The following is a 24,445-nucleotide window of genomic DNA, read 5'->3' on the forward strand; positions in this document are numbered from 1 at the left end:
CAGCCCTTTCGGCGCAATGGGGGTTCCAAGGGGCCTCAGGCCCCTTGGCCGCCGGGGGCTACTCCTCCTCCTGCGTCTCTTCCAGGTCCACGCCTTCGCGCTTGTAGGCGCGGTACACGGACATGCCGAGCCAGGCCGACGCGGCGAGCAGCGTGACGCTGACGCCGATGGACAGGGCCTTGCCCGTGGCCGATTCCGCGCCCACGCCGTCGCCGAAGATGGCGAAGACGAGGTTTTGCGGCACGTAGCCCAGGGCCGAGCCCAGGATGAAGTAGCGCGCCGGGATGCTGGTGACTCCTGCGGCGACGCTGGTGAGCAGGTTGTGTCCCACGGGCAGCAGCCGGATGGCCAGCGAGGTGCGGATGGGGCCGGTGTGCAGGAAGGCGTTGAGCTTTGCGGCGCGCTTGCCGAAGCGCGAGAGCACGAAGTCGCGGCCCAGGTAGCGGGCCACGGAGAAGTCAAGCGCGCAGCCGAGCGCCGTGCCGAGCGTCGCCAGCAGCGCGCCCCAGAACCAGCCGAAGGCGTAGCCGCCGAGGAAGGCCGTGAGCTGCCGGGGCACGCCAAGGCCCGTGGCCAGCCCGGTGATGCCGAGGAAAAAGAGCACTCCGGCCGCTCCGTGGCCCTGCACCTGGGCCAGCAGCCACTGGCGGTCGGTGAGGTGGCTCTCCAGCCCCAGACGGCGCGCAAGGAAGATGAGCCCGCCGAAGATGGCCAGCATTGCCAGGCCCTTGAGCACGGGCTTCAGCCCGCTGGGATTAGTCATTGGCTGCTTTGCCCTTTTTGGCCGCGCGTGCGGCCTCGCGGCGTTCGCGCCGGGTCTGGCCAGCCTTGGCCGGGTCTTGGCGGTTGGCGGGTGCGTTTCCGCGCGTGCTGTTGATGAGGCAGAAGCCCAGGAACAGGGCCAGGCCTTGGGCCGCGCCGAAGACCAGGTCCTGCTGGATGATGGCGTACCAGACGCCCGTTGCCGTGCCCAGGATCAGTGGGATGAAGGGCCAGCGGGGTCTGCGGGTGGAGAGCTGCGGCATGCCCAGGATGCCGCGCCAGAGCACGGCCATGATGGCCGTGAACTGAGCCAGCAGGGTGAAGGCCAGCAGTTGCATGGGCAGCGCGACAGGCACGACGTCGGGCATGGGGTCTCCTTGGGAGGATGGGGTCTCAGGCGCGGGTGCGCGCCTCGGCCTTGAGGGCGTCTTCGGTGCGTCCCTGGCGGTTCAGGGCCAGCACCAGGGTGTCCCAGAAATCCTGGCGCTCGGGCACGAGCGCGGCGGCCTGCCGGGCCAGCACCTCGGCGATCTGGGGGTCTTCCCCGCCGTCCAGGTACAGCCGCGCCAGCATGTGCAGGGCCTGGGCGTCGTTGTGGTTGGCGGCCAGCGCCAGGTGCAGGCATTCGCGCGCCCGGCTGGCATCGCCCTGGGCCAGGGCCACGCGGGCCAGGGGCCGCAGGGCCGCGGCCTCGGTGCCGGGCATGTCGAGCGCCTTCTGGTACAGGTCCTCGGCGGAGGACAGGTCGCCCGCGGCCTCGGCCAGGGATCCCAGGCGCACCAGGCTGAAGCCGTGGCCGGGGTCGAGGCTCAGGCAGCGCTCGTAGGCCGCGCGGGCGCTCGTGGTCTCGCCCAGGCGCTGGCAGGCCCAGCCCAGGTTGTAGTAGGCCATGACGTTGTCCGGCTCGGCTTCCACCACCTGCTCGAACTCGCGCCGGGCCAGGTCGGCCTTGCCCATCTGGGCGTAGCAGATGCCCAGCGAGTTGCGCGCCAGGGTGTTGCCGGGGTCGGCCAGCAGCGCCAGCTTGAATTCCTCCACCGCGCCGTAGAGGTCGCCCTCGGCGAACAGGCGGTCGGCGGAAACGTTGAGCGACAGGCTGTCGAACACGGCCACGCGGGGCGCGGGCAGCAGCAGGGCGTGCTCCAGGCCCTTGCGCGCGCAGTCGAGCATGTCGGCCTTGGCCAGGTGCAGAAAGGGGTACCGGGCCAGGCCCACGGCCAGGTCCAGGCCGAATTCGGCCGAGGCCTGGCGGCAGAGTTCCTGGGCGCGCCGTTCCATCTCCGCCGGGTCCGCGCCGGGCAGAAAGTGCACCAGCCCGCCCAGGCCGAAACGGCCGCCAGCGGGGCGTGAGGGCTTGTCGCCAGCGTCGGCCAGGAAGATGCGCTCGGCCAGGCCAGCCACCTGGGCCACGGAGGCGTCCAGGCGCTGCTGCAACCCGCCGGGCCGTCCGCCTGCGCCCTCGGCCAACTGCTCGGCCCAGTGTTCCGGGGTGCGCTCGGTGTTCGTCGTGATGATCCGCGTGAGCGCCACGCAGAAGCCCTCGGCGCGGCCGCGCGCCCGTGCGTAGAACGAGAGAAAGTCGCGGTAGCCGTAAAGCCCTGTGAGCATGTCGCGGCTGGCCGCGGCGCTGCCGTCGCTGGCGGCCTCGGCTGCGAAGAAGCTGTCGCGCTCCTGGATGAGGGTCAGGCGGTCGCCTGGTTCCGGGGTCCAGGCCGGGTCGCCCGCGTGGAGCACCTCGGCGACGGACATGTCCTCCTGCACCTCGCTGAGGACGATCTCGCCCTTGTACAGGGCGGGAGAGCGGCCCAGCAGGCGTTCGTCCTCGGACAGGTGGGCCTCGATGGTGCGCTGCGTGAACCGCGGCGACCAGACCAGGTAGCGCATGCCCTCCTGGGCGCCCACGCCCCGGCCCAGGCTCACGGCCAGGCGCTGCATGGGCAGCACCTCCAGCACGCGGCCGCCGGCCTTGACGATGTCGCCGAAATTGAAGACCCGGTTGCGGCCAAAGGCCTTGCTTGTGCCCACGGCCTTGGCCGCCGCGCGCAGCAGGATGCGCGCCTGCTCCCGCGGGGTGCGCTGGAACTGGCGTCCGCGCAGGCTCTGCGGGTAGTTGGCGAAACCCAGGCTGGCCGAGACGCTCAGGTTGTCCCCGGTGATCTCGTCCTGAAAGCTTAAGGCGCCGATGGCCTGGCGCACCTGTTCGGCCAGCTCCAGGCAGGTCTTGGGGCTGGCGTCGGGCACGAGCAGGGCGAAGGTGTCGTTGTGGATGCGCGCGCTGGTGACGTGGCGCGGGCAGAGGGCGCCGATGGTCCGGCCAACCTGGGCGTTGATGCTGTCGCCCACCAGGTAGCCGTAGCGCTCGTTGATCCATTGGAACGAGTCGAGGTCGAGCAGGATGACGCCGAGGGACGCGCTGAAGCCCTGCAGCTCCGGGTCGGAGCGGCCGCCAGTGGTGGCCCCAAGGCTGTGCTGGATGAGGTCGATCTCCTGGGCCAGGCTGCCCACGAAGTGCTCCCGGCTGGACAGGCCGGTGAGGGCGTCGGTGACGCTGCGCTTGTAGAGCAGCAGCTTCTCCAGCACGCAGGTGGCCAGGTGCTTCAGCAGCGGCGGCAGGGCCTTGGGCGCGGTGAGGCGCACCCCGCGCGCCACGAACACGCCAAGCGTCTCGCCGCGCAGGGTCAGCGGCAGCATGAGCTCGCGGGCCTTGTGGTCGTAGTGCGTTTCCGGGCAGCAGTCGCCCTCGCGCGGGAAGAAAAGTGAATATGACGCGAAGGGCAGGAATTCGTGGATTCCGTCCTTCAGGGCGTGCTCCAGGTCGATGAGGTCCTGCCTGGTGAGGTTCACGGCCCTGTCCGGTGCGGCGGTGGCGAAGATGTCAGCTGGCGAGCGCATGCGGGTTTGTCTACTCCGACCCGGGGTATTGCACAAGAGTTTGCCCGGCGCGCGGGCGAAATATCTGTGGACAGCGCCTCGGGTTCGTGCCATGCCGGACTTCCAAAACGACTCCGAGAATGATTATGAACCTCCTCGCCGACCTCGCCGATCTCCGCCAGCAATGCCAGACGTGGCGCGCACAGGGCCTGACGGTCGCCCTGGTGCCGACCATGGGTTTCCTGCACGCCGGGCATCTCTCGCTTTTCGACCACGCCCGCGGCCTGGCCGACCGCCTGGTGGTGAGCATCTTCGTCAATCCCACCCAGTTCGGCCCCAATGAGGACCTGGACCGCTACCCGCGCGACCTGCCGCGCGACCTGGAGCTGGCCCGCGCCCACGGAGTTGACCTCGTCTTCGCGCCGGAGGCCGGGGCCATGTATGCGCCTGACCACGCCACCTGGGTGGACGTGCCGGAGCTGGGCCGGGGGCTGTGCGGGGCCTCGCGGCCAGGGCACTTCCGGGGCGTGTGCACCGTGGTGGCCAAGCTTTTCGGGCTGGTGCGGCCGGATGTGGCCGTGTTCGGGGAGAAGGACTGGCAGCAGCTGGCCATCCTGGGGCGCATGACCCGCGACCTGGAGCTCGGCGTGACCATTGTCGGCCGCCCAATCTTCCGCGAGCCCGACGGCCTGGCCATGAGCTCCCGCAACGTCTACCTGACGCCCGACGAGCGCGCGAGCGCCCCGGCCATCCGCCAGGGGCTGCTGCTGGTGCAGCAGGCCGTGCGCGGGGGCGAGGTTGACGCCGCGAAACTGGGCCTTATGTTTCGCTCGCATCTGGCCGAAAAGCTCCCCATGGCGCGCGTGGACTACGCCGACTTCGTGCACCCGGAGGCCTTGACCCCCGTGGCCCGCGTGGACGCGCCGACGCTCCTTGCCGTGGCGGTGTTCTTGGGCAGTGTGCGCCTTATAGACAACATCCTGCTGGAGGTATAAGAGCAGTTGCCCAGACGTACTTTTTTGAGCGCCAAGATACACGGAGCCACCCTCACCTCGGTGAACCTGGACTATGAGGGCAGCATCTCCGTGGATACGGCCCTGCTTGAGGCGGTGGGAATACTGCCCTTCGAGCGCATCGACGTGTACAACCTGGCCAACGGGGAGCGGCTGACCACCTACGCCATTCCCGGAAAGCCCGGCGAGATTTGCCTGAACGGCGCGGCCGCCCACAAGGGCAAGGTCGGCCAGAAGGTCATACTGGCGACATACCTGGAGCTTGAACCGGAGGAAATTCCCGGACACACGCCCAGGGTGATTCGTGTGGATGCCGCCAACAGGCCCGAGGCGGCACACTGATTCAAATCTTACCTGATATACTGGAGGACTTTGCATGATTTCACCGAACAGCCGTTACATGTTCACGTCCGAGTCCGTCACCGAAGGGCACCCGGACAAGGTGGCCGACGCCATCTCCGACGCCGTACTCGACGCCCTCATCGGGCCGGACCCCGCCTCGCGCGTGGCCTGCGAAACCCTCGTGACCACCGGCATGGCCTTCATCGCTGGCGAGATCACCACCAAGGCCTACGCCGATCTGCCGAACATCGTGCGCGAGACCGTGAAGGAAATCGGCTACAACAGCTCCGATATGGGCTACGACTACGCCACCTGCGCGGTCATGTCCTCCATCGACAAGCAGAGCGCCGACATCGCCCAGGGCGTGGACCGCACCAAGCCCGAGGACCAGGGCGCCGGCGACCAGGGCATGATGTTTGGTTTCGCCTGCAACCAGACCCCCACGCTGATGCCCGCGCCCATCTACTACGCCCACCAGCTGTCCCAGCGCCTGACCAAGGTGCGCAAGGACGGCGTGCTGAAGTTCCTGCGCCCGGACGGCAAGACCCAGGTCGCCGTTGAGTACGAGAACAAGAAGCCCGTGCGCATCGACAACGTGGTCGTCTCCGCCCAGCACGACGAGAGCATCAGCCACGGCGATCTGGTCGAGGCCATCAAGAAGGAGGTCATCTTCAAGACCCTCCCCGAGAGCCTCATCGACGACAAGCTGAAGATCTACGTGAACCCCACCGGCCGTTTCGTCATCGGCGGCCCCGTGGGCGACTGCGGGCTCACCGGCCGCAAGATCATCCAGGACACCTACGGCGGCATGGGCGGCCACGGCGGCGGCGCGTTCTCCGGCAAGGACCCCTCCAAGGTGGACCGCTCCGGCGCGTACATGGCGCGCTACGTGGCCAAGAACATCGTGGCCGCCGGCCTGGGCGACGTGGCCGAGGTCCAGATCGCCTACGCCATCGGCGTTGCCGACCCCGTCAGCGTGGTCTGCACCACCCACGGCACCGGCAAGGTCGGTGACGACGTGCTGACCAAGGCCGTGCGCGAAGTGTTCGACCTGCGCCCGTACTACATCCTGAAGCGCCTGGACCTGCGCCGCCCCATCTACAAGCTGACCACCAACTACGGCCACTTCGGCCGCGAGCTGCCCGAGTTCACCTGGGAAAAGACCGACGCCGCAGCCGACCTGCGCACGGCCTGCAAGCTCTAGCATCTGTCCCCTCGACCACTGCCTGCGGGGCCGGGAGAGCAATCTTCCGGCCTCGCTTTTCTTTGCCCCACACCTGGGCTACACCAGCCGCATGACCGCACCTGAAGCGTCCCTCGCCGCCCTGTACCGCAAGGTCGACCTGCGGCTGTTGCCCTACCTGTTCCTGCTCTACGTGGTGGCCTACCTGGACCGCGTCAACGTGAGCTTCGCCGCGCCGAGCTTGAGCCTGGAGCTGGGCTTCTCCAGCTCCGTGTTCGGCCTGGGCGCGGGCATGTTCTTCGCGGGCTACGTGCTCTGCGAGGTGCCGAGCAACCTCATCCTGCGCCGGGTGGGCGCTCGGCTGTGGATCGCGCGCATCATGGTCACCTGGGGGCTGGTGGCCTGCGGCATGGCGCTGGTGCACGCGGACTGGTCGTTCCACACGCTGCGCTTCCTGCTCGGCGTGGCCGAGGCGGGCTTTTTGCCCGGCATCATCTACTACCTGACCCTGTGGTACCCCCCGGCGCGCCGCGCCCGGGCCGTGGCCCTGTTCATGGCCGCGACCCCGGTGGCGGGCATCGTGGGCGGGCCGCTCTCCGGCCTGCTGCTTGAGATGCACGGCAGCTTGGGCATGTCCGGCTGGCGCTGGATGTTCCTGCTGGAAGGCGTTCCGGCTGTGCTGCTGGGCTTCTCCGTGCTGCGCTATCTGCCCGACGGCCCGGCCCACGCGCCCTGGCTCGACCCGGCTGAGCGCCTGGCCCTGGACGCGGAGCTGTCGCGCGCGGTCACGGCTGCCGCTCCGGGCGCTGAATCCGGCGTCGAGCCGGACTCGGGCCGAGGCCTGTGGGCGGTGCTGGCCGGCCTGGCGCGCGATCCCCGTGTCTGGCTCCTGAGCCTCGGCTATTTCAGCCTGTGCGTGGGCATGTACGGGCTGGTCATGTGGATGCCGACGCTCATCGGCGAGGTGCTGGGGCCGGGCGCGAGCCCGGAGAAGGTTGGCCTGCTCTCGGCCATCCCGTACCTGGGCGGGGTCGTGGGCATGGTGCTCATCGGGCGGCATTCCGACCGCACGGGCGAGCGGCGCTGGCACACGGCCGGGCCGCTGTTCGTCAGCGCGGCTGGGTTCGTGCTGGCTTTGTGGCCGGGCGGCGCTGGTCTGATCGGTCTGGCCGGGCCGTGGTGGAGCCTCGGCTGCTTCACCCTCGCCATCATCGGGCTGTGGGGCATGCTTGGCCCGTTCTGGACCATCCCGACGGGCTTTCTGTCCGGCGCGGCGGCGGCGGGCGGGGTGGCGCTCATCAACTCCGTGGGGAACGCGGGCGGGTTCGTGGGGCCGACCCTGGTGGGCTACGTGCGCGACCTGACGGGCAGCCACGTCATGAGCTTCCTGGCCATCGCCGCCATCATGGTGCTGGGCGGGTGTTCGATCCTGTGGGTGACGCGCAGGCGCTGAAGGATTCGGGCCGTCGCCCTTCTTCCCCAGCGGGTCGATTTCCCCATCAGGGCGCCGTGAAGCGCCCGGTGTCGGCTCAAAGCCGCGCCAATTGAAAGCCCCGGCCCGGAGATGGGGCCGAACCGGGTCTGAGTAACCAACTGGCAGCGTTAGCTATTTGTCATTGCCTTGGCGCGAGCGCATAATATACGCAGCAACAGGAATGCCGACACCGAGAACAATGAGCGCCCATCCAAATTGCCTGGGGTACATGATCGAAACTCCCCAGCGGTACATCTCACCGTCATGAATACCGGTCCAGCCCATGAAGACAAGCGCTATACCCATTGCAACTTCCCATGCCGTCACCTTCTTCATCGCTTCGTCCTCATCATTTCCATAATTTTGTCAAATCCATACCTTGCGACGCCTCCCAACCCTCCGGCCGTGTCTCGTGGCGCAAGACCTTGCACCAGGCGGACGGACGTGCTACGGCCCAGCCATGGACCAGGAACCCCGCACCGCACCGCCCGCCAAGCGCGCGCGCATGGAGAGCCTGGACGCGCTGCGGGGCATTGTCATGGTGATCATGGCCCTGGACCATTCGCGCGACTTCTTCTCCAACTCCCACGCCTACTTCGACCCCATCGACCTGAGCCAGGCCACGGTCTCGCTGTTCCTCACGCGCTGGGTCACGGACTTCTGCGCGCCGGTGTTCTCGTTCCTGGCCGGAGCCGGGGCGTACCTTTCGGCCTCGGGCGGCAAGCCCATGGCCACCGTGTCCCGCACCCTGATCACACGCGGACTGTGGCTGATCTTCCTGGAGCTGGCCGTGGTCCGCGCGTTCTGGTACTTCAACTTCGACTACAGCCTGCTCAAGGCCGGGGTCCTCTGGTGCCTGGGCTGGTCCATGATCGCCCTGGCCGCGCTGGTCTACCTGCCACGGCGGGCGCTGCTGACGATCAGCCTGGCCATGATCGCCGGGCACAACCTGCTGGACGGCCTCAAACCCGCTGACTTCGGCCAGTTGGGCTGGCTGTGGAGCGTGCTGCATGTGAAGGGCTACGTGGGGCCGTTCGGGGGCGAGCGACTGCTGGTGGTCTATCCGCTCATCCCGTGGATCGGGATCATGGCGGCGGGCTTCGCCTGCGGCGAGGCCATCCGCTGGGACCAGCGGACGCGCAGGCGGAGGGTGTTTCTGACGGGCCTGGCGCTCACGCTGGGCTATGCCGCGCTGCGGGGCCTGAACGGCTACGGCGATCCCGAGCCCTGGGCGGCGCAGGCCAACCCCTTCCTGACATTCCTGAACGCCCTGGGCTGCGCGAAGTACCCGCCCTCGCTCTCGTACCTGCTCATGACCATGGGCCCGGCGCTGATGCTCCTGGCGGCGCTGGACCGCCCGACGCTGCCCGCATGGACGCGGCCGGCGGCGATCTTCGGGCGGGTGCCGTTCCTGTTCTACGTGCTGCATCTGCCGCTGCTGCACGCCATGGCCGTGCCCTGGGCGCTGTGGCGCTATGGCTCCGCGCCCTGGCTCTTCGCAAATCCGCCGGGCGTGGCCTGGCCGCACGACTTCCACTTCGACCTGCCCCTGACCTACGGGGCGTGGGCGCTGGCGGTGCTGCTGTTGTACCCCCTGTGCCGCTGGTTCGCCGGAATCAAGGCGACGCGAAAGGATTGGTGGCTCACCTACCTGTAGCCCCCGGCAGCCCCCTGTGGCCCGCACAAGCCGAAAGGGCTGTCCCAGGTTCCTCCTGAGACAGCCCTTTCGGCGTAAACGGGGGTCCGGGGGCCGCTGCCCCCGGAAGATTCCCCCAACTATCTTATTTCCACACTTGCATGAAGCCCTTGCTGTCCCCGCCCGCGTCGATGTGCCGGATGAGCGCGCTGCCGAACACGGCCGCGTCCACCAGCCCGTCGAGCGCCTTCAGCTGGTCCGGGTGCTTGAGCCCGAAGCCCAGCGCCACCGGGATGTCGAAGGCCGCCTTGGCCTTGGTCAGCCCGGCGCGGATGTTCTCGGGCAGGCCGGTGTCGAAGCCCGCCTGCACGCCCGTGGTGCCGAGAACGGACACGAAGTAGGCGAAGCCCTTGCCGCCCTTGGCATAGAGCGCCATGCGCGCAGGCTCCGTGTTCAGGCCCACGAGCGGGATCAGCACCAGGCCCTGCGGGTCGAAGGCCGCGCGGATGGGCTCCGACTCCTCGAAGGGCACGTCGGCCAGGATGACGCCGTGCACCCCGGCGGAGGAGGCGTCCCTGGCGAAGCGTTCCAGGCCGTACTGCAGCACCGGGTTCAGGTAGCCCATAAGCACCAGCCCGGCCTTGTAGCGGCCCTTGCGCGAGGCCAGCTCGCCCAGGATCCACGAGAGGTTCACGCCCGCGTCCAGGCACTTGAGGGAGGCGTGCTCCACCACGGGTCCGTCGGCCACGGGGTCGGAGAAGGGCATGCCGATCTCGATGATGTCGGCCCCGGCCTCGTCCAGCTGGTCGATCTCGGTCCAGAAGCGGGCCTTGTCCGGGTAGCCTGCGGGCAGGAAGGGAATCAGGCCCAGGCGTCCCTTGGCCCGGGCATCGGCGATGCGTTTGGTCAGTATGTTGGTGCTCACGTGCGCCCCCTAGGCCTTTGTGGCGAGGTAGTCGTTGACGATGTCCAGGTCCTTGTCGCCCCGGCCGGACAGGCAGACCACGACATTGCTGCCGGGCTTCATGTCCTTTGCGGCCTTGAGCGCCCAGCCCAGCGCGTGCGAGCTCTCCAGCGCGGGCATGATGCCCTCAAAGCGCGAGAGCTCGATGAAGGCGTTCAGCGCCACGTCGTCGGTGACGGACACGTACTGCGCCCGGCCGCTGGCCTGGTGCGCCGCGTGCTCCGGCCCCACGCCGGGATAGTCCAGCCCGGGGGCGATGGAGTGCGAGGGCAGGATCTGGCCCTCGGGCGTCTGGATGAGCTGGGTGTGCATGCCGTGCAGCACGCCGGGCGAACCCGAGACGGACAGCGGGGCCGAGTGCCAGTCGCCGGGCAGGCCTGAACCTGCGGCCTCCACGCCGATGAGCTGCACCGAGGCGTCACCCACGAACTCGTGGAACGCGCCGATGGCGTTTGAGCCCCCGCCCACGCAGGCCACGACGTAGTCGGGCAGGCAGCCCGCCTGGGCGAGCATCTGGGCGCGCGCCTCGCGGCTGATGCAGGCCTGCAGCTCGCGCACCAGGAGCGGGAACGGGTGCGGCCCGGCCGCGGTGCCGAAGCAGTAGTGGGTGGTCTCCTGGTCGGCGATCCACACGCGCAGGGCGGCGTTGATGGCGTCCTTGAGGGTCTTGGTGCCGGACTCCACGGGCACCACAGTGGCCCCGAAGAGCTTCATGCGGCGCACGTTGAGGCTCTGGCGCTCGACGTCGGTCGCGCCCATGTAGATGACGCACTCCAGGCCCAGGCGGGCGGCGGCCAGGGCCGAGGCCACGCCGTGCTGGCCCGCGCCGGTCTCCGCCAGCAGGCGCTTCTTGCCGAGCTTCTTGGCCAGCAGGGCCTGGCCGATGGTGTTGTTGACCTTGTGCGCGCCGCCGTGGGCCAGGTCCTCGCGCTTCAGCCACAGCTTCACGCCGAGCTTGGCCGAGAGGTTGGGGCAGAAGGTGAGCGCCGTGGGCCGTCCCACGAAGTGGGTCAGCTCGCTGGCGAGCTCGTCCTGGAACTCCTTGGACGGCAGGATGCGGGCCATGGCCTCCTCCAGCTCCAGGAGCGGGGGCATGAGCAGCTCGGGCACGAACTGCCCGCCGAATGCGCCGAAATAGCCTTTTTTCACGGGGTTACCCCTTGCGTTTGAGCCGCGCCGGTCGCCTTGATGGCGGCGAAGGCCGCGCGCAGCAGTGTTTCGTCCTTCTGGCCGGGTGCTTTTTCCACGCCGGAATTGAGGTCCACGCCGACCATCCCCATGCCTTGGGCAGGGGCGCCAGGGGCGCGGTACCGGGAAATCAGGCCGGGGAGGTTCTCCGGATTCAGCCCCCCGGCCAGGAGCCATGGTCGCGGGAACTTCGCGCCCGCCAGGATCTCGGCGGCCTTGTCACTGATCTCCCTGCCGTGCCCGCCGCCACCCTTGCCCGCGTCCACGAGCATGTGCCCGCAGTAGGGCGCGTAGCGGTCCAGCTCGGCCTGGAAGGCTTCAAGGCTGGCGGCCTTTTCCGGCCAGAAGACCTTGATGATGCGCCCCGGCCCCATGCGCTCGGCCAGCACCGCGCAGAAGGACTCGGTCTGGCCGCCGTGCAGCTGCGCCATGTCGAGCCTTCCTGCGGCCATGATGCCGAGGGCCTCCATGGGCTTCTGGTCCACGAACAGGCCCACCTTGCGCACGCCGGGCAGGCGCAAGTCGGCCGGGAACTCCGGCGTGGTGTTGCGCGGGCTGCCCGGGTGGAAGATGAAGCCCAGCAGGTCGGCGCCCAGCTCGGCGCAGCGCAGCGCGTCCTCTTCGCGGGTCATGCCGCAAACCTTGACCAGCAGTCCGTTCGTCATTTCGCGTTCCTTGTTTGAGCCACGGCGGCGAGCTTCTTGAGCGCCGCGCCGGGGTCCGTCTGGCACATGAGCGAGGTGCCGATAAGCACGGCATCAAAGCCCAGGTCGGCCATTTCGTTCAGTTGTTCCGGCGCCTCCAGGCCCGAGGCGCTGATCCACAGCTCCCCGTCCTTCTTGCGCGGCGCCAGGCGGCGCGAGATGCCCAGGTCCGTCACCAGCTTGTCCAGGTCGCGGTTGTTGACCTGGATGATCTCGGCCCCGGCCTCCCGCGCGATGTCCAGGTCGGCCTCGTCGAACACCTCGCACACGGCCTCCAGCTCGAACTGGCGGCAGGCGTCGAGCATCTCGCGCACCTGGGCCGGGCCGTCAAACATGCGCATGATGAGCAAAAGCGCCGAGGCCGGGGTGGCTGCGGTCTCCACCACCTGCAGCGGGTCGAGCAGGAAGTCCTTGCGCAGCATGGGCCTGCCCGCAAAGGCCATGTCCGAGAGGAAGCGCAGGTCGCCCTGGAAGTGCTGGCGCTCCGTGAGCACGGAGAAGCACGCGGCCCCGCCGTCGGCGTACATGCGGGCCACGTCCGCGGGCGTCAGCTCCAGGTTGATGACCCCGCGCGAGGGCGAGGCGCGCTTGTACTCGGCGATGACGGCCGGGGCGCCAGCGGCGCGCAGGGCCTTGGAAAAGCCCGGCCGCGCGTTGATGTCCGAGAAGGGCCACGGCTCCGGCAGTTGGCCATCCTCGGCCAGCTGGCGCAGCAGGGCGATTCCCCCGGCCTGCGCGGCCCGGAAACGGTCGAGCATGCTACTCACGGACGAAACTCCTCGCCGCGCCGTCGGCCACGGCCTGGCGCGCCTCGCGGATGCTCTCGGCCAGGTCTTTTCCGGTGGCCAGGTGCAGGGCCGCGCCCAGGTTCAGGGCGGTCATGTCCTGCATGGCGGCATTGGCCTTGCCGGTGAGCACGTCCTTGATGGCCTTGAGCGCGCTCGCCTTGTCGGCCACGCGGACCTCGTCCGGGTTGTGGGCCGGGATGCCGAACTCGCGCGGGTCAAGCGCGAGCGGCGCGACCCGCCCCCGGTCGAGGGCGAAGCCCGTGGCCGCGCCAAAGGGGGTCAGCTCGTCGAAGCCGCCCTTGCCGCCGGTCCCGTCGTAGCCCACCCGCCCGTGGATGACGAAGGCGGTGAGCTCCGGCGCGATGAGGGCCAGGGTGTCGGCCATGAGCTTGAGGGCGCGCTCGCTGCCCACGCCCAGGAGCTGGTGCGAGGGCCGGGCGGGGTTCAAGAGCGGCCCCATGAGGTTGAACAGGGTGCGGATGGCCAGTTCCCGGCGCACGGGCGCGATGTGCGCGAAGGCCGGGTGGTAGTGCGGGGCGAAGAGGAACACGAAGTTCGACTTGGCCAGCTCCGCGGCCACCTCGTCCGGGCCGGTGTCGAGCCGGATGCCCAGGCCTTCGAGCGCGTCGGCGCTGCCGCTGGAGGACGACACGGCGCGGTTGCCGTGCTTGACCACCCGGTGTCCCAGGGCCGCCAGGTACAGCGACACCGCCGTGGAGCAGTTGAAGCTGTTCGACAGGTCGCCGCCGGTGCCCACGATGTCCAGCAGGGGCTTGTCCGTGGGCAGGCCGGTGACCAGCTTCGCGCGCTCCAGGCCCGCGCGGGCGGCGGCCGCCAGTTCGAGCGCGGTTTCGCCCTTGGCCCGCAGGCCCATGAGCAGGGCTCCGGCCTGGGCCGGGGAGAGCTCGCCCTCGAAGAGCTCGCGGAAGGCGTAGGCCGCCTGCTCGGCCGAGAGGTCTTGTCCGCTGGCCAGGGGTTCCAGAATGTCGCGCATGGAATGGCTCATATTCGTCCTCCCGGCCCTACACGGCCTGTTTGCTGCGTTTGAGGAAGTTGGCCAGCAGTTTCGGCCCGTCCGGTGTCAGGATGGACTCCGGGTGGAACTGCACGCCGCTCCAGGGGCGGTCGGTGTAGCACATGCCCATGACCTCGCCCTCGGCCGTCCTGGCCGTCACGCGCAGCTTGTCCGGGGCCTCGTGCGCCAGGACGAGCAGCGAGTGGTAGCGGCAGACCTCGAACGGGTTGTCCAGCCCCTCGAACACGTCGGTGCCGTCGTGCTCAACCGGGGAGGTCTTGCCGTGCATGATGCGCTCCGCCCGGACAACGCTGGCCCCGGCGAAGTGGCCCAGGGTCTGGTGGCCCAGGCACACGCCCAGGGTGGGTACGTTCATGCCGGTCTTTTCAAGCAGGGCCAGGAACTTCAGGCAGTTGCCCGCGTTTTCCGGGCGGCTGGGGCCGGGGGAGAGGCACACGCGGTCAAGCCCCGCCACGAAGGCCGGGTCGAGCAGCTCCGCGCGGTCGTTGCGCAGCACCACGGGGTCGGCCCCGAGCTGCTGGAAGGCCTGCACCAGATTGAAGGTGAAGGAGTCGAAGTTATCGATCAGCAAAAACATCGCCAACCCCCTTGGAGGAAAGAATCTCGCGAATGATGCGGGCCTTGTTGTTGCATTCCAGCCATTCCTTTTCCGGGTCGGAGTCGTACACCAGCCCGGCCCCGGCCTGCCAGTTGCACACGCCGTCGCGCATCCACATGCTGCGGATGGTGATGCCCGTGCCCACGTTGACCGGGCCTTTGCCCAGGCCCAGCCAGCCCATGGCCCCGGCGTAGGGGCCGCGCTCGCGCTGCTCCACCCGGGCGATGGTCTCCATGGCCCAGATCTTGGGCGCGCCCGCCACCGTGCCGGCCGGGAAGGTGGACTGGAGCACGTCGATGGCGTCCAGGCCCTCGCGCAGGTTGGCCTCCACGTAGCTCGTCAGGTGCATGACGTGGGAGAAGCGCTCCACGCACATGAACTTGACCACCTCCACGCTGCCCGGCGTGGCGATGCGGCCCAGGTCGTTGCGGCCCAGGTCCACCAGCATGACGTGCTCGGCGCGTTCCTTGGGGTCGGCCAGAAGGTCCTGCTCGAACACAGCGTCCTGGGCCTCGGTGGCTCCGCGCGGGCGGGTGCCGGCGATGGGCCGGACTTCCAGCCTGCCCGCGTCGCACTTGACCAGCATCTCCGGGGAGCTGCCCACCAGGGTCTCGTTCTCGAAGCGCATGAAGAACATGAACGGCGAGGGGTTGGCCTGCTTGAGACGCCGGTAGACGCCGAAGGGCTCGCCCGCGAAGGGCGTCGCGAAGCGCACGGAGAACACGAGCTGGATGCCCTCGCCCTCGGTGATGAGGCGCTTGGCCTCGCGCACCTGTTCCATGTAGACCTCGCGCCCGGGCGAGGCGCTGGGCTCCTCGGTCTTCAGCTCGAAGGAGCCGGCTGTGCCGGGGTCGGCGGGCTTGGGGCCGCCCTTGCCGTCGCTGCCCAGCTCGTCGAGCGACAGGTAGCAGCAGCGCGCGCGCAGGTGGTCGTAGAGCACGACCTGGCCCGGCAGCACTAGGCGCGCCTCGGCCTTTTCCGGGGGCATGCAGGCGGCCAGCTTGGGCTCCAGCATGCCGCCCACGGAGTAGCCCAGGTAGCCCAGCACCGAGCGGGTGATGGCGGGCAGCGGTTCCTTCAGCGCGGGCTGGTCGATCTCGATGCTCTTCAGCAGCTCGCGCAGGCCCTCCATGTAGTCCTTGCCCTCAAGCCCGCGCAGGGGCTCCAGGCGGGGGTCGCGGATGTCGAGCGTCAGCTTGCCGTCCCTGGGCTCGGCCAGGAGGCGGAAGTCCCAGGCGATGAGGCTGTAGCGCCCCAGGCGTCCGTCCACCTCGGCGCTTTCGAGCAGGATGCCGGGAGCGTCGCCCACCAGGCCAAGGTACAGGCTGATGGGCGTCTGCACGTCGGCCGGGAGCCACTTCCCGTAATGCTTCAGGCGAATGTCCATTGTTTCCTCCGTGTCGTGGAACAACGCTTGCGTTCCGTCAAAGAAAAGCCGCGACCCTGTGCGGGACGCGGCAAACACTTCGTCATTCTTCGCCCCAGGGCGAAAGCCGCGTCCCTATGCCTTGTCGCGCCACCACCAGGAGGCCCTGGCGGAGAGCAGGTCGAGATCGCCCCCGGCGGCGATGTCCAGGTAGGCCGTGAACTGGCGCACGGTCTCCTGCATGAAGGGGTTGTCCTCGCTGATGAGCTGGAAGAGCTCGCGGTCCTTTGTGAGCATCTTGCGCGCCGCCTCAAGCCTGCGCTCGAAGGAGGGCGTCAGGAACTTCTCGATGCCGGGCACCTGCCGGGCCGAGGCCAGGTAGGCCACGGTGGTGATGAAATTGAGCCCCTGCACGCAGGCCATGGCCCGGTCGTGCTCCTCGGCTGTGCTGTCGAAGGGGGTGAACCCGGCGCTGGCGAACACCTTGGCCACGGCCGCGGCGGCGTCGCCCTTCCCGTTCTCGCGGCCGGGGGTGACGGCCACCCGGGGCACGAAGCCCTCGGGGATCACCGGGCCGAACAGCGGGTGCGTGCCGACCACCGGCCCCGGGTAGGCGGCGAGCATCTGGGCCGTGGGGTGCACCTTCACGGAGCAGACGTCGGCCAGGATGGCGCCCTCGCCCAAAAACGGGGCCACGGTGCGGGCCACGTCGCCCATGGCCGTCACCGGCACGGACAGGATGACCAGCTCGGCCCCGGCGAGCGCCGCCTTGAGGGCCGCGCCCGTGCCGTCCGGGTCGTAGGGCCGGTCCAGGGTGGTCACGGTGAGCCCGGCCTTGTGGAAGGCGCGCACGAAGAGCGCCCCCATCTGGCCCCGCGCGCCCACGATGGCGACCCGCGAAATGTCCTGTCCGGCGTTCATGTGCGTTCCTATGCCTTTTCCGCGCCCGCGAGCACCACGGCCCAGCGGTCCCAGAACTCGGGGAAGCTCTTGGACACGCAACCGGGGTTGTCGAACTGCGCGTCGATGCCGGCCAGCCCGAAGATGGCCGGACCCATGACCATGCGGTGGTCGCCCTGGGAGCGGAACTCGATGCGCTTGCCCGCGGGCAGGGGGGCTGGCGTGATGGTCAGGGTGTCGTGGGTCATGGCGGCGCCACAGCCGGTTTTGGCGATCTCGGTGGCCAGGGTCTCCAGGCGGTCGCATTCCTTGATGCGCAGGTGCGCCACGTTGCGGATGGTGGTGGGGCTCTTGGCGAAGCAGGCCGCCACGGCCACGGTGGGCACCAGGTCCGGGCAGGCGCCCATGTCCACGTCCACGCCGCGCAGCCCGCCCACGGGCGCGAGCACGGTGACTTCGTCGCCGCCGCCCTCGCCGCCCCCGTGGCCGAGCGAGCCGCTGGTCCAGGCCATGCGCGCCCCCATGGAGGCCAGGATGTCCAGGATGGCGCGGTCGCCCTGGAGGGAATCGCGCGAGAGGCCGCGCACGGTGACCGGGCGGGAGCCCACGGCCCCGGCGGCCAGGAAGTAGGACGCGTTGCTCCAGTCGCCCTCCACGCACAGGGAGCGGGCCTGGTACACGCCTGGCTCGATGCGGAAGCGCAGCTTGCCTGGCTCGGCGCTGGTGACGCTCTCCTGCTCCACGGCCTGGAAGCGTCCGTCCACCAGGGCCTCCACCACCGCGGGCACGCCGAAGTCGCGCATGGTCTGCAGGGTCAGGGAGACGTAGGGCCAGGACACGGCCTTGGTGCCGGAGATGTTGATGGTCATGGGGCTCTTGGCCAGGGGCGCGGCCAGGAGGATGCCGGACAGGTACTGGCTGCTCTCCTCCAGGCGCACGTCGATCTCGCCGCCCGGCAGCCCGGTGGTCTCGATGGTGACGGGCGGGTAGCCGGGCTTGCCCTCCCAGTGGAAGACAACGCCCTGGGAGGCCAGCGCGCGGGCGGGCTCGCCCAGGGGGCGCTCGTGCATTCGCGGGGCGCCGTGGATGCGGAACTTGCCGCGCCCGCAGGCGGCCACACCGGCCAGCAGGCGGCAGGTGGTGCCGGACTCGTGCACGTCCAGGTCGGCCACGTTGCCGCCATTCCCGTTGGAGGCCGGGCCGTGGGCCATGCCCTGCACGGTGTATTCGCCTGGGCCGCTGCGGGCGAAGCTCGCTCCGCAGGCCGTGAGGCAGCCCATGGTGTGGGTGGTGTCCACGCTCTCCAGCACGCCGGTGAGCCGCGACTCGCCCGGGGCCAGGGCCGCGCCGATGAGCGCCCGGTGCGACATGGACTTGGACGCCGGGGCGTTGACCAGGATGTGGCTGTCGGTGGCGCCCATCATCTGCCTCCCGCGTCGAGGTGCGGCCCGGTGGGGTAGGAGCCCAGGATGCGCAGGGTGTGGCAGCGCTCGCGCAGGGAGGCCAGGAAGCTCTCGTACTCGGTGGCCGAGAGGTCGCACTCCAGGTCCGCGAAGAACACGTACTTCCACTTCTCGCCGCGCAGGGGCCGGCTCTCCAACTTGGTCAGGTTGATGGCGCGGCCCGCGAACGAGTCCAGCACCTCGGCCAGGGCGCCGGGCTTGTCCGGCACGGTGAACAGGATGGAGGTCTTGTCGCGCGCGCTCTCGGTGCCGGGCCGGGGGCCGATGACCAGGAAACGCGTCCAGTTGTCCGGCAGGTCCTCGATGTGCGCGGCCAGGATGTTCAGGCCGTAGCGGTCGGCCAGGCGCAGGTGGCCCACGGTGGCCACTTCCGGCCCGCGCGCCGCCGCGATCTCCGCCGCCGCCGCGGTGCTGCTCTCGGGCACCAGGCCGCGCCCGGGCATGTTGTTGCGCAGCCAGCCGGAGCACTGGTCCAGCGGCTGCGGGTGGGAGTGGATCTCCTTGACCTCGGCCGTGGTCGTGGCCTTGCCCATGAGGAAGTGGGTGATGCGGCTGTAGAGTTCGGCGTGGATGTGCACCGGGAAGAGCATGAACAGGTCCACCACCTGGCCCACGGTTCCCTGGAGCGAGTTCTCCAGCGGAATGACGCCCAGTTCGGCCTCGCCGTCGGCCACTGCGCGGAAGATCTCCTCGAAGTTGGCCTTGGGGGTCAGCTCCGCGCTGCGGCCCATGTACTCCAGGCCCGCGAAGTAGCTGAAGGTGCCCTCCGGCCCGAGGTAGACCACGCGCTCCGGGCGCTGCAACCGGCGCGAGGAGCTCATGATCTCGCGGTAGATGGCCTGGAGGTGGCTCTCCGGCAGGGGGCCGGGGTTCATCTTGGCCAGGCGCTCCATGACCTCCTTCTCGCGGAAGGGTTTGAACACCGTGTCCGGCGAACCCTGCTTGGTGCGGCCCACGCCGATGCTGATTGCCGCGCGGCGGTTGAGCAGCTCAACGATGCCGTCGTCCAGGGCGTCGATCTCGGTCCGCAGGGCGGCCAGGTCCAGCTTGCTGTCGTTCTCCGCCACGCCTAGCCCTCCTTGATATCCTCTTTGATGCGCATGCCGAAGTGCCGGCCAGCCACGTCCGTGCGGCACAGCACCTCGTCTCCGGGCTTGAGGTTGACCACGCTGATGGGGGTGCCGTCAACTCCGGTGACGCGGATGGTTTCGGCGTTTTGCAGGAACACCTGGCCGCAGACCTCGGCGCCGTCGGCGGCGAGGACCTTGGCGGTGATCTTCAGCATGGGCCGGATCTCGATCTTCACGCGGCCCACGGTGGTCAGGCTGGTCTGGCCGTCCGCGCCCACCACGAGCACCTCGCGCCCGGCGGAGAGCTCCTCCAGGTAGCAGGTCTTGTCGCCGGGGAGCACGGCGTAGGCGTGCACCGCGCCCGCGTTGACCCGGAAGGGGCGCGCGGCCACGTAGGGGTTGCTCTCGGTCTCGGCGTGCACCAGGAAGGTGAAGGCGCTGGAGTTGCCCACCAGCATGCCCTGGCCGCGCCGGAGCATGGAGATGGTGTCCACGCAGACGCGGTGGCCCAGGCCAGCAGGGGCGATCTCGGTCACCACGGCGCGCTGCAGGTCGATCTTGCCCTGGGAGAGCTTGAGCTCGGCCACGATGGCCTTCAGGTCGCCCGCGGCCTCGGGCAGGACGACGATCATGTCGGCCCCGCGCTCCAGGATGCCAGCGGCCAGCACTGCGCGGTCGAAGGACTCGCACTCCAGCGCCAGGCCGGTGGCCTGGGCCAGGATGTTCTCCACCGGGATGATCTCCCAGCCCTTGGCGAGAGACACCTGCTGCCCGGTCTTGAGTAGCGCGGTGGCGGCCTCCTCGTCGGCCTTGGAGTCAAGCGGCAGCGTGGGCAGCTCGGCCTCGGTGAGCACGGTGACGCGGCCCAGGGCGCGCACGCTGTCGGCCTTGGCCGCCTCGGTCAGAATGGCGTCCACCCCGGACTCCAGCGCCAGCGTGACCAGCTTCTTCTGGAAGGGTATGGCCTTGAAGATGATCTGTTTCATGATGCCTCTCGCTATTCCTTGCCTTTGAGCATTTCCATGACCACGTCGACGTCCTCGTCTTCGTGCACGACCTTGGCCAAAGCCTGGCAGAGCAGCGCCGGGCTTTTGTGCTGAAAGATGTTGCGGCCGACGGACAGGCCCGCGCCGCCCGCGCTGATGGAGTCGTGGACCATCTGCAGGAAGGCCTTGGTGCTGTCGAGCTTCGGTCCGCCGGCGATGACCACGGGCACGCAGCAGGAGTCGACCACGCGGCCGAAGGACGTCACGTCGCCGGTGTAGGGCACCTTGACCACGTCCGCGCCGAGCTCCACGCCAACGCGGGCGCAGTGGGCCACGATGTCCGGGTCGAACTCGCTTTTGACCTTGGGGCCGCGGGCGTACACCATGGCCAGCACCGGGATGCCCCAGCTCTGGGCGATGCTCGTCACCGCGCCGAAGTCGGTGAGCATCTTGGCTTCGCTCTCGTCGCCCAGGTTCACGTGCACGCTGACGGCGTCGGCGCCGAGGCGGATGGCGTCTTCAACAGTGCCCACGAGGGTTTTGGCGTTGGGGAAGGGGGAGAGGGTGGTGCTGGCGGAGAGGTGGACGATGAGGCCGATGTCTTTGCCCTGGGTGCGGTGACCGCAGCGGACCAGGCCTTTGTGCATGAGCACGGCGTTGGCTCCGCCCTCCACCACCGCGCCCACGGCTTCTCGCATGTCCACGATGCCTGCGATGGGGCCGACCGTGGTGCCGTGGTCCATGGGCACGATGATGGTGCGTTTGGTGTTGCGGTTGAAGATGCGCTCAAGGCGGATGGCTTTTCCGAGATGCATGGTGTCCTCCTGCGTGGTTCGGTTGCGCCCCCCTGGCGGCTTTTCGGCGGTCTTCCGGCGGCGGAACTAAAAGAAGGGCCGCCGGCTTTCGCCTGCGGCCCTTCCTGAAGAGGCTTTGGTTAACGCATGGTCGTCAACAAACCTCTCCCCGGCCGCAAGCGCAGCTAAACCAATAATACCAGTACTGGCAAAAAGAGGTATTGTTGGCGGCGAGTAGGTTCATGGAGTGAGTGTCTACCCGCATGTCCTGATGCTGTCAACATATTTTTTGAGCAGCCTCGGCGCAAACAAGTATTCACAATTTTAGCAATTCGCCTGTGGCTGGTATACAAAGGTGTAGATAATGGTGTCGAGCGTGGCGTCTCGTGGGTGTGGATGTCGCTTTAAATCAGCGAGTTGTGCGAGTGGTCCGGCTTTTGCTTCTCGTCAAAGGCTAACGACTACAGCCCGATGACATCCCAGGGGAACCATGTCCGAAACCGCCGAAGCCACCACCATCAACGAGATACTGGAGCGGGAGTGGATATCCACCGCTTTCCAGCCCCTTGTCTCCATCAAGCGCAAGGCACTGCTCGGGGTTGAGGCGCTGGCGCGCTGCACGGCCCCGGGCGAGGACATCCCCCCCATGGAGATGTTCCGCATGGCGGGCGAGGCCGGGCGATTGCTGGAGCTGGACCGGCTGTGCCGCAAGAAGGCGCTGGAGGCCTTCGCGCCCATACACGCCCAGAACCGTGGACTCATCGTTTCGCTCAACGTCGACGGCCACGCCATCGACTCCGACGTGGTGGGCTCCGGCAACCTCATCCACCTGGTCAAGGGCCTGGGCATCAGCCCCAACAACGTGCTCATCGAGATCGTGGAGTCCCACGCCAAGGACTCCAAGGCCTTGGAGGAGTTCGTAAGCACCTATCGCAAGAACGGCTTCCTCATCGCCCTGGACGACCTCGGCACCGGCTACTCCAACCTGGACCGCATCCCGCTGCTCAGGCCGGATGTGCTGAAGCTCGACCGTTCACTTGTCTCCGGGGTGGCCGGGCACATGACCCGGCTTGAGGTGGTCAAGAGCTTCGTGCAGATGGCCTCGCGCCTGGGCTCGCTGGCCCTGGCCGAGGGGGTGGAGCGCCAGGAGGACATTCTGCGCCTGCTTGAGATCGGCGTGGACGTGTTCCAGGGGTTCTACTTCGGCCGCCCGGCCATGCGCATGGCCAACGCCGAGGTGGTGAGCGAGCGCATCGACTACCTGGCGACCAAGTTCAAGGAGAGCGCCACCGAGCGCTTCGCCGCCCAGAAGGAGCTCTACGCCAGCCACGACGCGCTGGTGCTGGGGCTGTGCAAGCGCGTGGCGAGCGTGGGCATGCCCGGCCTCGACAAGCTCCTCACCACCTTCATCGACGAGTGCGGCAGCATCGAGTGCCTCTACGTGCTGAATGCGCGCGGCGTGCAGATCTCCGACACCGTGTGCAACCCGGCCAAGCTGCGCAAGCGCAAACGCTTCATCTACGAGCCCGCCCGCAAGGGCGCCGACCATTCGCTCAAGGAATACTTCCTGCCCCTGCGCGCCGGCCTGCCGAAGTTCACCACCCAGCCCTACATATCTCTTGCCTCCGGCAACCGCTGCATCACCATCTCCGCCCTGTGCCAGGACCAGGACGGACGCCCCTGCATCCTCTGCGCCGACATCGACCACAAGGATTAGCCCATCCCTATTGCCCCTCGGGAAAGTGCCGATCAGCGTTAAGGAAGTGGGCTTTGCCCCCTTTACCTTTTCCCGAAATGTGGTAATCTTGATTATGTCCTGAGTACTCACGCTGAAACTGCGTACTCCTCCTCCCCAGTTCAGCAACCACAGAGCAGAGGTGCATCATGACTATGAGAAACATGACCATTCGGGCGCGGATTATTCTGCTCATCTGCATCGCGGTGGCCTTTGCGGCCCTCGTCGGCGGCGGCTTCTACTACGAACTGCTGCAGCTGAAGTCGTATTCCATCGGCCAGACCCAGGCCACCATGCTCCAGGGCGAAAAGGCGAAGCTCAAGCTCTCCGTCGATTCCCTGGCCCTGTCCATTGGCGATACGCTGAAGGGCGTGCCCCAGGACAAGGATTCCGTGGTGGAGCACATCCGCGCGGCCACCAAGTCGGCGCTCTACGGGGAGGACAAGTCCGGCTACTTCTTCGTTTACGAGGACACGGTGAACGTCTCCTTCCCGGTCAAGCTGGAGAACCAGGGCAAGGACCTTGGGCATCTGGTGGACAAGAACGGCGTCTACATGATCAAGGCCCTGCGTGACGTGTCCGAAAAGGGCGGCGGCTACGTGGAGTACGTCTTCGAGAAGCCCGGCAAGGGCCTGCAGCCCAAGCTTTCCTACGCCACAATGATCCCCGGCACAAAGATGTGGATCGGCACCGGCGTCTACATCGACAACATCGACGCCGAGAAGGCCAAGATCGACCAGGCCATCTCCAGCATGGTTCGCAACGCGAGTCTGGTCATCGCGGGCATCATCATCGCACTGCTTGTCGTGGTCGTGCTGCCGCTGTCCGTCATCATCTTCCGCAGCATCGTGCAGCCGCTCAACGCCGCAGCCAAGGCCGCCGAGGACGTGGCCAACGGACAGCTCTGCGTGGACCTCGAGGTGCGCGGCCACGACGAGATCACCGTGCTGGAAAAGGCGCTGTGCACCATGGTGTCCACCCTCTCCGCCAACCTGGAGGAGATCACCGCCAAGACCAAGGAGGCCGAGGACAAGGCCCACGCCGCCGAGCTGGCCACCATCGAGGCCAACGAGGCCAAGGCCCAGGCCATCCGCGCCCGCTCCGAGGGCCTGCTGGCCGCTGCCGGCCGCCTGGAGTCCGTGGTGGAGCGCCTGTCCTCCGCCTCGGAAGAGATCGCGGGCCAGGCCGAGAACATCGGCCGCTCCACCGAGGTGCAGAAGGGCCGCATCACCGAAACCGCCACAGCCATGGAAGAGATGAACGCCACCGTGCTTGAGGTGGCCAAGAACGCCGGGCGCGCCGCCGAGGGCGCCGACACCGCCAAGCACCGCGCCACCGAGGGCAACCAGGTGGTGACCCGCTCCGTGGCCGCCATGAACGCCCTGCTCAAGCTCTCCGCCGACCTCAAGGACAACATGGACACCCTGGGCCGCCGCGCCCAGGACATCAGCCAGGTCATGAACGTCATCAACGACATCGCCGACCAGACCAACCTGCTGGCGCTGAATGCCGCCATCGAGGCCGCCCGCGCGGGCGACGCCGGGCGCGGCTTCGCCGTCGTGGCCGACGAGG

Annotated in this window: 23 protein-coding genes; 7 read left to right on the forward strand and 16 right to left on the reverse strand. The window is 68.4% G+C overall.

The annotated features are described in order from the left end of the window. Nucleotides 1-58 precede the first annotated feature (58 nt). From RDU24_RS14175 to RDU24_RS14185, 3 genes are read right to left on the reverse strand one after another with little or no spacing between them, the layout of a single operon-like run. Nucleotides 59-763, reverse strand: a complete 705-nt coding sequence (locus RDU24_RS14175) for a TVP38/TMEM64 family protein (RefSeq protein ID WP_308736430.1) — start codon at nt 761-763, stop codon at nt 59-61. Next, entirely contained in the window at nt 756-1,130 is a 375-nt protein-coding gene (locus tag RDU24_RS14180) for a hypothetical protein (RefSeq protein WP_308736431.1), read from the reverse strand. Before RDU24_RS14180 ends, RDU24_RS14175 begins: the two co-directional genes overlap by 8 nt. Before the next feature lie 25 nt (nt 1,131-1,155). After that, nucleotides 1,156-3,654, reverse strand: coding sequence for a diguanylate cyclase domain-containing protein (locus RDU24_RS14185; RefSeq protein ID WP_308736432.1), 2,499 nt, complete (start codon nt 3,652-3,654; stop codon nt 1,156-1,158). A 125-nt stretch (nt 3,655-3,779) separates the two neighbouring features. On the opposite strand from RDU24_RS14185, the gene panC reads away from it, so the two are divergent. The 4 genes from panC (at nt 3,780) to RDU24_RS14205 (ending at nt 7,624) form a co-directional block, all read left to right on the forward strand. Beyond that, nucleotides 3,780-4,628: a pantoate--beta-alanine ligase gene (gene panC, locus RDU24_RS14190; protein WP_308736433.1), complete on the forward strand. Its 849-nt coding sequence runs from the start codon at nt 3,780-3,782 to the stop codon at nt 4,626-4,628. Between the two features lie 6 nt (nt 4,629-4,634). Continuing rightward, a complete protein-coding gene (gene panD, locus RDU24_RS14195) occupies nt 4,635-4,988 on the forward strand; it encodes an aspartate 1-decarboxylase (protein ID WP_308736434.1) in 354 nt (117 codons plus the stop codon). Nucleotides 4,989-5,022: 34 nt separating this feature from the next. Further along, nucleotides 5,023-6,192: a methionine adenosyltransferase gene (gene metK / locus RDU24_RS14200; protein WP_308736435.1), complete on the forward strand. Its 1,170-nt coding sequence runs from the start codon at nt 5,023-5,025 to the stop codon at nt 6,190-6,192. A gap of 91 nt (nt 6,193-6,283) precedes the next feature. After that, nucleotides 6,284-7,624, forward strand: a complete 1,341-nt coding sequence (locus tag RDU24_RS14205; RefSeq protein ID WP_308736436.1) for an MFS transporter — start codon at nt 6,284-6,286, stop codon at nt 7,622-7,624. Nucleotides 7,625-7,777: 153 nt separating this feature from the next. On the opposite strand, the gene RDU24_RS14210 is transcribed toward RDU24_RS14205, so the two are convergent. Further along, the gene (locus RDU24_RS14210) at nt 7,778-7,981 is read right to left on the reverse strand and encodes a hypothetical protein (RefSeq protein ID WP_308736437.1); all 204 of its coding nucleotides are present in this window, start codon (nt 7,979-7,981) and stop codon (nt 7,778-7,780) included. 124 nt (nt 7,982-8,105) lie between these two features. On the opposite strand from RDU24_RS14210, the gene RDU24_RS14215 reads away from it, so the two are divergent. After that, nucleotides 8,106-9,302 carry a DUF1624 domain-containing protein gene (locus RDU24_RS14215; RefSeq protein WP_308736438.1) on the forward strand — a complete coding sequence of 399 codons (1,197 nt, stop codon included), beginning with the start codon at nt 8,106-8,108 and terminating at the stop codon, nt 9,300-9,302. Between the two features lie 124 nt (nt 9,303-9,426). Here the strand turns inward: RDU24_RS14215 and trpA are convergent, their stop codons facing one another. The 12 genes from trpA to RDU24_RS14275 all read right to left on the reverse strand — a co-directional run bounded on the left by trpA (nt 9,427) and on the right by RDU24_RS14275 (nt 21,159). Continuing rightward, nucleotides 9,427-10,206, reverse strand: coding sequence for a tryptophan synthase subunit alpha (gene trpA / locus RDU24_RS14220; RefSeq protein ID WP_308736439.1), 780 nt, complete (start codon nt 10,204-10,206; stop codon nt 9,427-9,429). 9 nt (nt 10,207-10,215) lie between these two features. Further along, a complete protein-coding gene (trpB, locus tag RDU24_RS14225) occupies nt 10,216-11,394 on the reverse strand; it encodes a tryptophan synthase subunit beta (protein ID WP_308736440.1) in 1,179 nt (392 codons plus the stop codon). Then, nucleotides 11,391-12,098, reverse strand: a complete 708-nt coding sequence (locus RDU24_RS14230; RefSeq protein WP_308736441.1) for a phosphoribosylanthranilate isomerase — start codon at nt 12,096-12,098, stop codon at nt 11,391-11,393. The genes trpB and RDU24_RS14230 overlap by 4 nt, the downstream gene beginning before the upstream one ends. After that, nucleotides 12,095-12,895: an indole-3-glycerol-phosphate synthase gene (locus RDU24_RS14235; protein WP_308736452.1), complete on the reverse strand. Its 801-nt coding sequence runs from the start codon at nt 12,893-12,895 to the stop codon at nt 12,095-12,097. Before RDU24_RS14235 ends, RDU24_RS14230 begins: the two co-directional genes overlap by 4 nt. A 1-nt stretch (nt 12,896) precedes the next feature. Then, nucleotides 12,897-13,931, reverse strand: a complete 1,035-nt coding sequence (gene trpD, locus RDU24_RS14240; protein ID WP_308736442.1) for an anthranilate phosphoribosyltransferase — start codon at nt 13,929-13,931, stop codon at nt 12,897-12,899. A gap of 16 nt (nt 13,932-13,947) precedes the next feature. After that, nucleotides 13,948-14,538, reverse strand: a complete 591-nt coding sequence (locus RDU24_RS14245) for an anthranilate synthase component II (protein WP_308736443.1) — start codon at nt 14,536-14,538, stop codon at nt 13,948-13,950. After that, complete coding sequence (locus tag RDU24_RS14250) at nt 14,519-15,946, reverse strand: anthranilate synthase component I family protein (RefSeq protein WP_308736444.1); 1,428 nt, start codon at nt 15,944-15,946, stop codon at nt 14,519-14,521. The genes RDU24_RS14245 and RDU24_RS14250 overlap by 20 nt, the downstream gene beginning before the upstream one ends. A gap of 114 nt (nt 15,947-16,060) precedes the next feature. Further along, entirely contained in the window at nt 16,061-16,846 is a 786-nt protein-coding gene (locus tag RDU24_RS14255; protein ID WP_308736445.1) for a prephenate dehydrogenase/arogenate dehydrogenase family protein, read from the reverse strand. A gap of 8 nt (nt 16,847-16,854) precedes the next feature. Beyond that, complete coding sequence (gene aroA / locus RDU24_RS14260; protein ID WP_308736446.1) at nt 16,855-18,246, reverse strand: 3-phosphoshikimate 1-carboxyvinyltransferase; 1,392 nt, start codon at nt 18,244-18,246, stop codon at nt 16,855-16,857. Beyond that, the gene (pheA, locus tag RDU24_RS14265; protein WP_308736447.1) at nt 18,246-19,355 is read right to left on the reverse strand and encodes a prephenate dehydratase; all 1,110 of its coding nucleotides are present in this window, start codon (nt 19,353-19,355) and stop codon (nt 18,246-18,248) included. Before pheA ends, aroA begins: the two co-directional genes overlap by 1 nt. A 2-nt stretch (nt 19,356-19,357) precedes the next feature. Then, a complete protein-coding gene (locus tag RDU24_RS14270) occupies nt 19,358-20,344 on the reverse strand; it encodes a 3-dehydroquinate synthase II family protein (RefSeq protein WP_308736448.1) in 987 nt (328 codons plus the stop codon). Between the two features lie 11 nt (nt 20,345-20,355). Then, nucleotides 20,356-21,159 carry a 2-amino-3,7-dideoxy-D-threo-hept-6-ulosonate synthase gene (locus RDU24_RS14275; RefSeq protein ID WP_308736449.1) on the reverse strand — a complete coding sequence of 268 codons (804 nt, stop codon included), beginning with the start codon at nt 21,157-21,159 and terminating at the stop codon, nt 20,356-20,358. Nucleotides 21,160-21,628: 469 nt separating this feature from the next. On the opposite strand from RDU24_RS14275, the gene RDU24_RS14280 reads away from it, so the two are divergent. Beyond that, nucleotides 21,629-22,855, forward strand: a complete 1,227-nt coding sequence (locus RDU24_RS14280; protein WP_308736450.1) for an EAL domain-containing protein — start codon at nt 21,629-21,631, stop codon at nt 22,853-22,855. 167 nt (nt 22,856-23,022) lie between these two features. Continuing rightward, a partial coding sequence (locus RDU24_RS14285) for a methyl-accepting chemotaxis protein (RefSeq protein WP_308736451.1) occupies nt 23,023-24,445 on the forward strand: 1,423 nt, incomplete at its 3' end.

The organism is Humidesulfovibrio sp., from assembly GCF_031082295.1.
Taxonomy (GTDB): Bacteria; Desulfobacterota; Desulfovibrionia; order Desulfovibrionales; family Desulfovibrionaceae; genus Humidesulfovibrio.

Excerpts from the sequence above, each read along its gene's own strand:
- aroA (WP_308736446.1), bottom strand. The coding sequence starts at position 18,246 with ATGGGCGCCACCGACAGCCACATCCTGGTCAACGCCCCGGCGTCCAAG.
- RDU24_RS14215 (WP_308736438.1), top strand. The coding sequence starts at position 8,106 with ATGGACCAGGAACCCCGCACCGCACCGCCCGCCAAGCGCGCGCGCATG.
- RDU24_RS14245 (WP_308736443.1), bottom strand. The coding sequence starts at position 14,538 with ATGTTTTTGCTGATCGATAACTTCGACTCCTTCACCTTCAATCTGGTG.
- RDU24_RS14205 (WP_308736436.1), top strand. The coding sequence starts at position 6,284 with ATGACCGCACCTGAAGCGTCCCTCGCCGCCCTGTACCGCAAGGTCGAC.
- RDU24_RS14280 (WP_308736450.1), top strand. The coding sequence starts at position 21,629 with ATGTCCGAAACCGCCGAAGCCACCACCATCAACGAGATACTGGAGCGG.
- RDU24_RS14185 (WP_308736432.1), bottom strand. The coding sequence starts at position 3,654 with ATGCGCTCGCCAGCTGACATCTTCGCCACCGCCGCACCGGACAGGGCC.
- RDU24_RS14230 (WP_308736441.1), bottom strand. The coding sequence starts at position 12,098 with ATGACGAACGGACTGCTGGTCAAGGTTTGCGGCATGACCCGCGAAGAG.
- RDU24_RS14175 (WP_308736430.1), bottom strand. The coding sequence starts at position 763 with ATGACTAATCCCAGCGGGCTGAAGCCCGTGCTCAAGGGCCTGGCAATG.
- RDU24_RS14180 (WP_308736431.1), bottom strand. The coding sequence starts at position 1,130 with ATGCCCGACGTCGTGCCTGTCGCGCTGCCCATGCAACTGCTGGCCTTC.
- metK (WP_308736435.1), top strand. The coding sequence starts at position 5,023 with ATGATTTCACCGAACAGCCGTTACATGTTCACGTCCGAGTCCGTCACC.
- panC (WP_308736433.1), top strand. The coding sequence starts at position 3,780 with ATGAACCTCCTCGCCGACCTCGCCGATCTCCGCCAGCAATGCCAGACG.
- RDU24_RS14255 (WP_308736445.1), bottom strand. The coding sequence starts at position 16,846 with ATGAACGCCGGACAGGACATTTCGCGGGTCGCCATCGTGGGCGCGCGG.
- RDU24_RS14210 (WP_308736437.1), bottom strand. The coding sequence starts at position 7,981 with ATGAAGAAGGTGACGGCATGGGAAGTTGCAATGGGTATAGCGCTTGTC.
- RDU24_RS14250 (WP_308736444.1), bottom strand. The coding sequence starts at position 15,946 with ATGGACATTCGCCTGAAGCATTACGGGAAGTGGCTCCCGGCCGACGTG.
- RDU24_RS14275 (WP_308736449.1), bottom strand. The coding sequence starts at position 21,159 with ATGCATCTCGGAAAAGCCATCCGCCTTGAGCGCATCTTCAACCGCAAC.
- trpD (WP_308736442.1), bottom strand. The coding sequence starts at position 13,931 with ATGAGCCATTCCATGCGCGACATTCTGGAACCCCTGGCCAGCGGACAA.
- RDU24_RS14270 (WP_308736448.1), bottom strand. The coding sequence starts at position 20,344 with ATGAAACAGATCATCTTCAAGGCCATACCCTTCCAGAAGAAGCTGGTC.
- RDU24_RS14235 (WP_308736452.1), bottom strand. The coding sequence starts at position 12,895 with ATGCTCGACCGTTTCCGGGCCGCGCAGGCCGGGGGAATCGCCCTGCTG.